The organism is Wolbachia endosymbiont of Drosophila seguyi, from assembly GCF_028981765.1.
Taxonomy (GTDB): domain Bacteria; phylum Pseudomonadota; class Alphaproteobacteria; order Rickettsiales; family Anaplasmataceae; genus Wolbachia; species Wolbachia pipientis.
Map to the genome: position 1 here is coordinate 1 of NZ_JAPQLM010000176.1, position 12,136 is coordinate 12,136.

Consider the following 12,136-nt stretch of genomic DNA (forward strand, 5'->3'; position numbering starts at 1 on the left):
CTCTATATCAGAAAAAATAGAAGTTGAAGTATTGGGTGTTGAAGAATATAACATAGCATTATCTGCTAAGTGATAAGGTTTACTTATTTTGGCTTCATATAAATGGCAACAAAGTCTGATATAATAGCGAGGGTAGCAAAAAGACATCCTTTTTTAGATAAGATTGTTATAGCAGCTATAGTTGATAGATTTTTTGGGATACTTTCAAGCACATTGAAACATCATAATAGAGTTGAAATTAGGGGGTTTGGTTCTTTTTCAGTTAGAAGTTATAACTTGAAAGAAACAAGCCATTTAATGTTACAGAAGTTTACAAAGAATCAATACTTTAAAACATATTTTCGTAGCAGTAAAAAATTATCTGATTTGATAAATGAATAAAAATTTATACCATAAATAAGACGAAAGTAGGGGTTTGAGTTTATACTGTACGATAGAAATTTTTAGCACCATATGCAAGTAGTAGAAATAGTTATACGTAATAACACATATAAAATATCTTGCGAAAGTGGGAAGGGGAATCATTTATTACGCCTTGCTAATAGTTTTGACAAGTTAGTTAGTTCTGTATCTCAAAAAACTGGAGGTAAGGGTTCGGATGCATTAAATTTCTTACTTGCAGCACTAATTCTTGAGGATAAAATTTTAGAATTAACAAAGCGATTAGATGAAGTAAATCAAGAGCGCGAAAAGTATAGAAACGAGAAAAGAATAGAATATACTGAGGTACTAGATAAGGTAAATAAGATTATCACTAATCTTGAGTGCATAAAGGATTAGCTTCAATAAAGCAAGCAATTAAATTGACTATCTGACTATTCAAGCCAGGAGGGAGGTTTGTCTTACGAGTTATGTAACAATATAATTCGTAATCATCAAGATCAACTATTTTTTCGTATTCGATTAGTTCGCTTAAGGAAAATTTATCAAGATATTTCAATGCGAAATGCCCTAAAAGTATATCGGTTTCTTTGCAACCCCTATGCCAGCTTCTATATATTAATTTTCTTCTGAGTAGTGAGGTATCTGTCATTACAATTAAACTTTTTTTAATTTAAAAGTTAAACTAAATACTTGTCAAGCGAGGCGCATTTTAATATACTTAACATTTTGTTAAGATCTAAATATACAGGTGGAATTAATTTCTAATCTTATCCATCAATTTAGCGATGGAATATATTATTTTTTATCATTTTCTTTAATAATTTCTGTCATAGTATTCGTGCATGAATATGGGCATTATGTTGTTGCCAAAGCATGCAAAGTTAAAGTTGAATCTTTTTCCATAGGTTTTGGTCCTGAAATTTTTGGTTTTAACGATAAGTCTGGAACTAGATGGAAATTAAGCGTTGTTCCATTGGGTGGTTATGTTAAAATGCTAGGAGATACTAATGCAGCGAGTGTCCCAGCTGATCAACAAGAATTAACGGAAGAAGAAAAATTGTATTCATTTCATACAAAACCGCGTCATAAAAAAGCAGCAGTAGTTTTTGCAGGGCCTTTTGCAAACATGGTATTTGCTGTTATAGCTTTTACAATATTTTTTAGCATAGCAGGTTATTATCGCACTCCACCGGTGATTGAAAATGTAATCGAAGGTAGTGCAGCTAAGCAAGCTGGTTTGTTGCCAGGTGACACTATTACACAAATCAATGAGCATAAAATAAAATACTTTGAAGATATTTCACGTGTGATAATGTCGAATCCTAAAACAAGAATGGAGATTGAGTATAGCAGAAATAATGAGAAGCACAGGACCAGTTTAACTCCATTAATAATCAAGGACAAAGACGTTTTTGGCAACACAATAGAAAGAGAAACTATAGGGATTATTTCAGTCAATACATTAAAGCAGTCGTCTTTTCTTGGGGCTGTGAGCTTATCAGTAAGTGAAACTTACCACACTATGTGCTTAACGATTAAAGCTATCTTTCAAATTATTGTTGGTAAGAGGAGTGCAAGTGAAATAGGTGGACCAATAAAAATCGCAAAATATTCAGGACAATCAGCGAAAAAGGGATTTATTATGGTTCTATATTTTATGGCAATCATTTCAGCTAATTTAGCTGCAATTAACTTGCTGCCAATACCACTGCTAGATGGTGGGCATTTATTTCATTATATCATAGAAGCGGTTATACGTAGGGATTTAAGCTTGAAATGTCAAAAATATGCAGCTATTTTTGGTGCTTTAGTGTTGTTTTTGCTTATGGCAACTGGAATGTCAAATGATATTAGGGATCTTTTTTGAAATAAAATATGAAAAAGCTATTTTATATACTGGTAGTGGTTTTTATTTCTTTTCCTGCCCTGCTTGTTGCTTTAGGAACTGCGGAAAAAGTGCAGGTGAAAGATGTCAAATGTATTGGTAATGAGAGGGTAAGCAACCAGACAATAGGGTTCTATATAAAACTAAAATCTGGTGATTATATAAACGACGATGATATAGACTCAATTATAAAAGATCTATATAAAACAAAGTTATTTGCTAGTGTTAATGCTTACATAGATGATAAAAAAAATTTAGTAATAAAAATTCAAGAAAATCCACTGATTAACAAGGTAGTGTTAAAAGGCAATAAGTTATTTAACAGCAAAGAGCTGCTAAGTAATGTGATTCAATCAAAGTCGCTAACTATTTTAACTGAAACAAAATTGCAAAACGATTTAGTGAATTTAGTCACTACTTATAGAAATAACGGTAAGATTGGTGTTAAAATTGAATATGACCTGAATAAGCTTGATGGCAATAGAGTCAATCTAATTTTTAAAATAAAAGAAGGCAAAACCTCTAAAATTAAGGATATAAGATTTATAGGCAACAAAAACTTTTCTGAAAATGAGCTAGAGCAAGTTATCAAAAGACATAGTAATGACATATTTAGTAAGTTATTTAGAGCTATTTTTAAAGGCGGAAATCATTATTCACCGCAATATCTATTGATTAACACAGAATTGCTCGATCATTTTTATTCATCTAAAGGATATATTCAAAATAATATTCAACCAATTGTTGAGGTTGATAATAACAATCAAACAGAGTTAACTTTTTTGATTGACGAAGGACAGCAGTATTTATTTGGAAATAATGAGGTTAATATTGAAACTGAAATTCAGGATTTGAGCCTAAAAGAAGAAATATTGGATTTTATAACAGAGGAAAACGATAAGATATTTAATAGAGTTAAAATTAATAATACAGTAGAAAAAATAAACAAATATTTAAATGAGAAAGGATATATATTTGCAAAAGTTAATCCAGAGTATGCACAACGTGACAATGTTGTAGATGTAACCTACAGAGTGCTGCCGGGTAAAAAGATTTATATAAATCAAATTACAATTGATGGTAACGATCGCACTTTAGATAAAGTGATCAGAAGTAAGCTAAGTGTAGCAGAAGGTGATGCGTACAATATATCTGAGATTCAAAAGTCACGTAAAAAACTAATGAGTAGTGATTTTTTTGAAACAGTGAAAGTAAATAGTTATGCAGTTAATGATAATGCAGTAAATCTTGACTTAAGTGTTAAAGAAAAAAACACTACTTCGTTGTATTTGGGAGGAGGTGTGTCTCTTCCTGGTGGAGCATTGATTAAAATTGACCTCAAAGACCGTAATTTATTTGGTACTGGAAAAGAGCTCTCTTTTGCTCTTGAAAAAAGTCAATACGTATTTTCTACTGATTTAGAGTTTGTTGAAAATAATTTTAACGATTCTGATACGTCACTAGGCATGGGTGTATTTTATGAAAAACAAGATAAACCAAACACTACTTTTGATAGTTGCGATATGGGATTTTTTACAAAGTTATCATATAAAGTCACAGAGAACTTAACTAATTCCCTTCGCTATTCTTATAAGTATAATCATATACACATGGATAATAAGGGTGGACAAGACACCGATATCTCTGAAATAATACTGGACCGAAAAGGTAAGCATCAGATTTCATCAGTGGGATACACGTTGGCATATAATAAACTGGATAACCTCTATACTCCAAAAGAAGGGTATTTACTGCGCTTAAGTCAGGATATTTCAGGATTGGGAGGAAACGTGAATTTCCTGAAATCTGAATTCTTATCTTTTTATACGCACCCTATATTAAGCAAAATTGACGATGATATAACGCTACGCTTTAAGATGGCGGCAGGTCATATTTTTTCTTATACTGATGAAAATCTAAACATTGGCCAGCACTTTTTTAAAGGGGGTAATGAGATTAGAGGGTTTGACCTTTCCGGTATTGGACCAAGAGCAGAAGACAAAAATAAAAGCTCATTAGGAGGCAAAACTTATTTTAATCTAACACAGCAAGTGGATTTTCCTCTACCGAAACTATATGACTATGCTGGTATCAAAGGCTCACTATTTGTTGACTATGCAACACTTTTTGGCTTAGATGATAAAAATAAGAAGTATGAAGGGAAATACTATGATAGCAAGCTTGTGAGAGTGTCACCAGGTTTTGGCTTTTCAATGCTTTCTCCTTTTGGTAGACTTAGATTGGATTTCGGGTTTCCTTTAGTAAAGGAATCTTATGATATAATACCATCACCAAATGTTAAATTTTCTATTGAAGCGGGGATTTGAATGAAATATATACAGTTATTTATATCAGTTATTGCCTTAATTATTTCCTTATTTGTGGGGTATAAGTTTGTAGGATATCAACCTCAGAACACAAAGGCTGCAATTATCGATAGTGAAAAAGTCATCAATGAATCTCTTGCTCTGCAAAATATACAACAACAAATAAAGGAGCAGAATTCTAGATTACAACAAGAATTTGAAAATGAGTTAGAAAAACTTAAGCCATCAAAAGAAGAATTTGACCTTTTGTCAGAAGAAGCAAAAAAGGAAAAGACAGGACAATTTAATAAGCACACTGTAAATGTTAGAGATAATTATGCTAAAAAAATGTTACATTTAGAAGAAAGCTATAGAGAAGCAGTAGAGAGTGTTTTTAACAAGATAAAAGAAGTCGCTAAAAAAACGGCAGAAAAAAACAACATAGATTTGGTACTATTTATTTCAAAAAAGAACCAAGTTTTATACTCCATGGATGAAGTTGATTTATCAGATGTGGTATTAAACAATATAAACAAGGAAATACCTGAATTTGCTTTAAAAGGCATTGAATAGACTTATGCAATTTAATATCAGTGATATTATAAAAACACTACCACATTCTTATCCGTTTCTCTTAGTAGATAGAGTTATAGAGTGTGATCCTGGTAAAAGTATAAAAGCAATCAAAAATGTGACTTTCAATGAGCCATTTTTTATTGGCCACTTCCCTGGTCATCCGATAATGCCAGGAGTCTTGATAATTGAATCTCTAGCTCAGGCATCTGCTATATGTGTTCTAGGTAAAGAAACAATAGAAAATAAAGTTGTTTACTTGAGATCCATTGAAAATGCAAAATTCAGAAAGCTAGTTACTCCAGGGGACACATTGATTCTTCAAGCTAACATTCAAAGTGTGTGTTTAGGTGTATACAAATTTAGGTGTATTGCATCTGTTAGCGAAGAAAAAGTTGCAGAAGCAACAATCTCAGCAGTATTGCAAAATAAATAAAATCTTCATCTGTAAGAAACAGCATGTACACTTTATAGTATAGCAATGAAGCTGAATTTCAAAATCTCATTTTCGAATCTATATACTCGCAATGGATTAACAAAATTAGATGAGACATTTTTGAATTATATTAAATCATGTGATGAGAGCTTGTTTTGTTCATTAATTGAAGCAAGAGAAAAAGCAGCTTCTTCTTCGATGTCATCCCAGTGTCACCCCCCGTCATCCCAGTGCTTGACACTGGGATCTAGAAAACAAGAAGAACGGTCAGCTACTTGGATGACAGATAGCCAGCTCATTATAGACCTCTCATATTTACTTGATGAATTTATTGCAAAACTTTTTAATGTTGAAAAAGAAATAGAGGAGCTAAAGAAAAAGCACAACGACTTTGCTGTAATATATAAGTGCAAAAGATTATTTGTCCAACGCTATGCATTGAAGAAATACACTAATGTGGCGAATATAGATATTACTAACAAACTAAGTCATTTTCTCACTTTGCCAACAACAGAAAAAAATTTTGCTGAGCAGGTGATGCATTGGTTTGAAGATAAAGAAAATCACAAAGAGGAAATAGAACTTGCGGCACAATATGCAGTGCGGAGAGTAAAAAATAAACAGAGTATATTATTTAGCATACATAAAAAAATTGACCACGAAAACCTCATACCATTTTCTAAAAAAGAAGTAGACAAAGTTGAAGTGCTGTATTCAAATGAAGTAAAAAGACGATACGGTTTTGACCTAACAAGTGAAAAGGCTAGTTTAGATAAAGCATTGGATAATGCTCACTACTGCATATTTTGTCATAAGCAAAGTAAGGATAGCTGCTCAAAGGGGCTAATTAATGATGACAATACTTTCAAAAAGTCTCCACTTAGAGTTGAACTGCACGGCTGCCCACTAGAGCAGAAAATATCAGAAATGAATCTGGTGAAAAGCGAAGGGTACAGCATAGCAAGTCTTGCAATTGTGATGATAGATAACCCATTATGCGCGGCTACTGGACACAGAATATGCAATGACTGCATGAATTCGTGCATATATCAAAAACAAGAACCCGTAAATGTGCCAGCAATTGAAACAAGGATTCTGGATGATGTGCTCAGTTTACCGTACGGATTTGAAATATATTCTCTGCTCAGCCGTTGGAATCCTTTAAATTTTCAGCGTTCATTGCCAAGAGAAAACACCGGAAAAAACGTTCTAGTTGTAGGCCTTGGTCCTGCTGGTTTTAATTTAGCTCATCATTTGTTGAATGATGGGCATAACGTTATCACCATTGATGGACTAAAGATTGAACCTTTGATCGATAATTTCCAGCTAATTAAAGATTTCAAACACGAAAAATTGAGTGAACGCACGGCAGGAGGGTTTGGTGGGGTGGCAGAATATGGCATTACTTCTCGGTGGGATAAGAATTACTTAAAGATTATTAGATTACTGCTGGAAAGACGTGAGAATTTCGTACTTTATGGAGGCATTCGTTTTGGTGGCACGATTAATGCTGATGACGCGTTCAACTTGGGTTTTGATCACATCGCCCTAGCACTTGGCTCTGGTAAGCCACGAATGATCAAAATAAAAAACATACTAGCTCGTGGAGTACGCATGGCATCTGATTTTCTGATGTCGTTACAACTGACTGGCGCTCTTAAATTTGATTCTATAGCAAATCTGCAAGTTCGTATGCCGATAGTTGTCATAGGGGCGGGGCTTACTGCGATTGACACTGCCACTGAAGCTTTAGCGTATTATCCAATTCAAGTAGAAAAATTTCTTCTTCGTTATGAGATATTAGTTGATAAGTATGGAAAGGACTGTGTTGAAAAAGATTGGACAGAAGAAGAGCGCGAAATTGCGAATGAGTTTATATCGCACGCACAATTGATCCGAGAAAAGCAAAAGTTAGCAAAAAAAGGGAATAGAGAAATAAAAATATTAGAGTTAATGCAGAGCCTCGGGGGAGTGAAAGTTATATATAGAAAAGAGCTAAAAGATTCACCAAGTTATCGATTAAATAGCGAAGAGGTGCAAAATGCACTGTCAGAAGGAATTTACTTTATTGAAAACTTAGAGCCAGTTGAAGTTGTGACGGATAAATATAACCATGCTGAATTAATAAAACTGATAGACACAAAATCCGGCGAAATCAAACGTATAAAAGCACGTTCTATTTTTATAGCAGCAGGTACTGAGCCAAATACAGTTATTGCAACAGAAGATAAAAAGCATTTTAAATTAAGTAATGGGTATTTTACTCATTTGAATTCATCAGGAAAAGAAATAGACCCAATATTTTCTCCTAAAATGCAAAATAAAGATAGAATATTAGTGTATAAGCAAGGCAATAAAACAATCAGCTTTTTTGGTGATCTTCACCCTTCGTATAGTGGCAGCGTCGTGAAAGCTATGGCAAGTGCTAAAAACGGCTACCCTATTATTTCTCAGCTTTTGAGTGGAGTTAATAGCTTCGTTTCTGTCATTCCAGTGTGTGATGTTGTGGGCCAGAAAAAAAATGCGTGGTCAAGTGTTGAAGACCTGGCTAATAAAGAATTATTTAATAGAATCAAAGAGCAATTCACTGCAAAGGTTATAAAAGTTCAATATTTAACAGACAAAGTTGTGGAAATAGTGATCAAAGCACCACTTGCGGCAAAGAATTTTAAGCCTGGGCAATTCTTTAGATTGCAAAATTTTGAAACCAATGGCAGAAAAGCCAATAATACAAACCTTGCTATGGAAGGTATAGCCGTAACCGGCACTGAAGTAGACAAAAAAAAAGGAATTATTTCCACTATTGTGCTGGAAATCGGCGGCTCCACTAATTTATGCAGACACTTAAGAGAAGGCGAGCAAATAATTCTTATGGGCCCAACTGGCAGACCTACTGAGGTTTACTAAGTCTCAATATTAAAGTGATGCCAAATTTTATTTCAAAAAGTAAATAATTTACTAACGCTCGTGCACAAATTAAAAATAAATTATGCACGAGTGTAGCGTTATGAATTAGGAGTGCTATATTAAAGCTTACCTCACTATTAAAGCTATCGGTCAGATTAGATTAAAGACCTAATCTGACCGGTTTCTCTATAACCCTCTAAACTCTGATATAATTATATGATAATTAGTTTAATTAGTGGTTAATATGCAAATTGATTTTATTCATATATTGAGATAGCATAAACCATATTGGTTTTAATTATTGTGCAACTTTATAAATCGTCACTGTTACTTCTACTGACTGTATTAATAGTTATAGTCCTAAAATTACCTGAAAATTTGAGCATTGCAGTAAATTGGTCTCTCCCAATTCTAGATTTTGATTTATCTTTTCGTACCATACTAATATCTTTTTTATCAGTTGCATTTTTAGCTGTTCTACCAGCACAAAATTTGACTTTTTCAGAGATGCTATCTTTTGCTGCTTACACTATTAGTTCACTTTATGCAGTTTTATCTGAACATATGATATTGGTTATAATATTCTGTGAATTAATGACCATCAGTGCATTTTTTATTATCGCAGCTAGCTGTAGAGATAGTGGACCTGCAATAAGGTACGCTTGTGTACACTTTTTCGTTGGAGTTATATTAATAGCAGGATTGGCACTTCAAAGCACTAACCTGATAATTTTGGGTTTATTGATAAACTGCGCTTGTTTTCCTTTTTCATTTTGGGTTGTTGATGCATATCCTGCTGCATCGCTACATGGCACCACATATCTCTCTTTATTTACCACTAAAGTCTCTTTTTTAGTGATGCTTTTACACACTTATAACCTATGGCAAGATTGTACTGAAATATTAGCGCTTGTAGGCGCCATCACTGCAATTTACAGCATTATATTTGCTTCTCTTGAGCAAAATATTCGCAGATTTTTATGCTATAACGTTGTAGGACAAATGGGCTTGCTGATTATTGCAGGAAGTTTGCTCAGTCCTTCGGAAAAAGCAATACCAATTTTGATACTGCATATAATCTTCTCTCTTGTTTATCAATCATTATTGTTTGTGGTCAGTAATTCGATTATTTCACAAACAAAAACAATTAGTTTTAATGGAGTGGGTAAACTGATGTCAGTGGAAGGCATGTGTGCTATAATCGCAATACTTACAATGGCTGCATTTCCTGGAACCGTTGGATTTATCAGTAAATCATATATCACAGCTGAAATTGAAATGAACACTGTTGCCTTAAAAGGGTATAAAAATTTATATAAGCTTCTAAATTTGCTGCTTCATTTAAGCGTGGGGCTAAAGTTTCTTTATTACTTATTTATTGCAAAAAGTAAGTCAAAACCTTTAGCAGAGAGAGGAAGCAAAATGACTATGATTATTTTAGCATTTATATGCGTAATCGCTGGCAATCCTTACTTACCTATTTACAATAAACCTTCGATTTTCGATTTTGTGTACAACACAAAAAATATTTGGTCGCAATTTAATTTATTACTATGTACCACTTTATTGTTTATTCCTTTACGCAAGTTATTTTACCCGAGAGTAAATTTTAAAATGGATGTTGATTGGATTTTTAGAGCTTTCATACCCTATATTATCTTGCTGTTCAATCAGTTAGTCTCTAAAACTAGAGAAATGTTTGCCAGCGTAGTGCAAAACTTGACTAATCCACTTGTTGGTTTATACTTTAATAATATTACTAAACTTAAAGAAGTGCTGAGTTATAACTCAGTGAGTTTTGTTTCAGCTTCTTCTCTCTTTTTAATGAGTATTCTACTAATGCTATTATGTTTAAATCGTTAACTGAAAGTTTAAATTCTGTATTTAGTACACTGAGAGGAAAGTCAATCATTTCTGAAGATGATTTTAATCTTGCCATGCGTGAAATACGCATAGCCTTAATTGAAGCTGACGTTTCACTTGAAGTTGCAAAAAAATTCATCAACGACATTAAAGATAAAGTGATTGGGGAAAAAGTCATAAAAAGTGTTTCTCCAGCACAAATGATAATTAAAATTGTACAGGATAATTTAGTTGCAGTTCTCGGATCAGAGAAAAGTGACTTAAATCTAGCAGTTAAACCCCCTGCTGTGATTATGATGGTGGGCTTACAAGGTGCAGGTAAAACAACTACCTCAGGAAAGCTTGCTTTAAAACTAAAAAAGCAAAAGAAAAAAGTGATGCTTGCCTCTTTAGACATTTATAGGCCTGCTGCCCAGAAACAACTTGAAGTGCTAGGTAAACAAATAGATGTGCAAACTTTACCTGTAGTAATAGATGAGAAGCCCATTACAATTACAAAAAGGGCAATAGCAATAGCAAAGAACGATAATTATGATGTATTAATACTAGACACTGCAGGCAGGCTTCATATTGACAATAATATGATGAATGAGTTGAAAGCCGTAAAGGAAATAGCTTCACCTGCAGAAGTTATTTTAGTAGCCGACGCAATGATAGGCCAGGATGCGGTCAACATTGCCAAATCATTCAATGAGGTAATAGGTGTAACCGGCATTATTCTCACCCGTGTTGATGGTGATGCACGTGGTGGTGCTGCTCTTTCTATGAAAATGATCGCCGATTGTCCAATTAAATTTATTGCTTGTGGTGAAAAATTAAGTGACCTCGATGATTTTTATCCCGATAGAATTGCAAAAAGGATACTTAGCATGGGTGATGTTGTCTCATTGGTTGAAAAAGCTGCTGAGATTGTTGGTCAGGAAGAAATTGATAAGTTACAAAAGAAAGTGAAAAAAGGTAAATTCGACCTAAACGACCTAGTGGGAATGTTAAAAACTCTGAGTAAAATGGATGGCATTAGCAACATAATGAAATTCATTCCTAGTTCATTTACAAAAAAGCTAAGTAGCAGTCTGCCAGATGACAATAAAGTGAAAAAATATATAGCCATCATAAACTCAATGACTGAAAAAGAAAGGCAAAATCCAGATATTTTAAATGGCAAAAGAAGACTTAGAATTTCTAAGGGGTCCGGAACAACTGTAACTGACATTAATCTTCTAATTAAGCAGTATAATCAAATGAGCTCTATGGTAAATAAGTTCAGTAAAGTTGACCATAGTAAACTCAAAGAATCTGATTTGATGGATATGCTAAGCAGAAAGTAAGTCAGCAGGTAGTGGAATGAGACAAATCATCAGTAAACCTTTAGCTATATCAAAAGCGGCTTAGGTCTCGCAAAAAAATTTACAGCTTCTTGCTAGCCAAGAAATTTATTATTAATTTTAAGAAATACTATAGCTGACCCAAGCAACACGTCATACCGCCGCGGTATCTCTAGATCCCGCTAACACGTAGCGGGATGACGAGGCTTACCTTATCGGATTGTTTCAACACGTCATACCGCGATTCATTCGCGGTATCTCATCCGCTAACAAGCAGCGGGATACTATCTACACCGTCATACCGCGATTCATTCGCGGTATCTCATCCGCTAACAAGAGATCCCGCTAACAAGCAGCGGGATGACGAGTTACTATACCGCTGCGAACCGTCATACCGCCGCGGTATCTCTAGATCCCGCTAACACGTAGCGGGATGACGAGGCTTACCTTATCGGAT

10 protein-coding genes are annotated in these 12,136 nt (G+C 34.0%); 9 read left to right on the top strand and 1 reads right to left on the bottom strand.

What is annotated here, in order from left to right:
• Positions 1–102 precede the first annotated feature (102 nt).
• Entirely contained in the window at positions 103–381 is a 279-nt protein-coding gene (locus OZD62_RS04515; protein WP_010963035.1) for an HU family DNA-binding protein, read from the top strand.
• A 72-nt stretch (positions 382–453) separates the two neighbouring features.
• The gene (locus tag OZD62_RS04520) at positions 454–780 is read left to right on the top strand and encodes a cell division protein ZapA (protein WP_010082086.1); all 327 of its coding nucleotides are present in this window, start codon (positions 454–456) and stop codon (positions 778–780) included.
• Here OZD62_RS04520 and OZD62_RS04525 read toward each other — a convergent pair.
• Complete coding sequence (locus OZD62_RS04525; protein ID WP_006279484.1) at positions 755–1,033, bottom strand: FAD assembly factor SdhE; 279 nt, start codon at positions 1,031–1,033, stop codon at positions 755–757. The two genes, OZD62_RS04520 and OZD62_RS04525, sit on opposite strands and share 26 nt — an antisense overlap.
• A gap of 99 nt (positions 1,034–1,132) precedes the next feature.
• Here OZD62_RS04525 and rseP point away from each other — a divergent pair, with 99 nt between their 5' ends.
• The 7 genes from rseP (at position 1,133) to ffh (ending at position 11,682) form a co-directional block, all read left to right on the top strand.
• On the top strand, positions 1,133–2,251 hold the full coding sequence (rseP, locus tag OZD62_RS04530) for an RIP metalloprotease RseP (protein WP_010082085.1): 1,119 nt from the start codon (positions 1,133–1,135) through the stop codon (positions 2,249–2,251).
• A gap of 8 nt (positions 2,252–2,259) precedes the next feature.
• Complete coding sequence (gene bamA / locus OZD62_RS04535; protein ID WP_138264850.1) at positions 2,260–4,596, top strand: outer membrane protein assembly factor BamA; 2,337 nt, start codon at positions 2,260–2,262, stop codon at positions 4,594–4,596.
• Positions 4,597–5,148, top strand: a complete 552-nt coding sequence (locus tag OZD62_RS04540) for an OmpH family outer membrane protein (protein ID WP_010082083.1) — start codon at positions 4,597–4,599, stop codon at positions 5,146–5,148.
• A gap of 4 nt (positions 5,149–5,152) precedes the next feature.
• Positions 5,153–5,584 carry a 3-hydroxyacyl-ACP dehydratase FabZ gene (fabZ, locus tag OZD62_RS04545; RefSeq protein WP_010082082.1) on the top strand — a complete coding sequence of 144 codons (432 nt, stop codon included), beginning with the start codon at positions 5,153–5,155 and terminating at the stop codon, positions 5,582–5,584.
• Positions 5,585–5,629: 45 nt separating this feature from the next.
• Positions 5,630–8,491, top strand: coding sequence for an FAD-dependent oxidoreductase (locus tag OZD62_RS04550; protein ID WP_275019525.1), 2,862 nt, complete (start codon positions 5,630–5,632; stop codon positions 8,489–8,491).
• A 303-nt stretch (positions 8,492–8,794) separates the two neighbouring features.
• On the top strand, positions 8,795–10,354 hold the full coding sequence (locus OZD62_RS04555) for a proton-conducting transporter transmembrane domain-containing protein (RefSeq protein WP_038228212.1): 1,560 nt from the start codon (positions 8,795–8,797) through the stop codon (positions 10,352–10,354).
• Positions 10,339–11,682 carry a signal recognition particle protein gene (ffh, locus tag OZD62_RS04560; RefSeq protein ID WP_275019526.1) on the top strand — a complete coding sequence of 448 codons (1,344 nt, stop codon included), beginning with the start codon at positions 10,339–10,341 and terminating at the stop codon, positions 11,680–11,682. Before OZD62_RS04555 ends, ffh begins: the two co-directional genes overlap by 16 nt.
• Positions 11,683–12,136 lie beyond the last annotated feature (454 nt).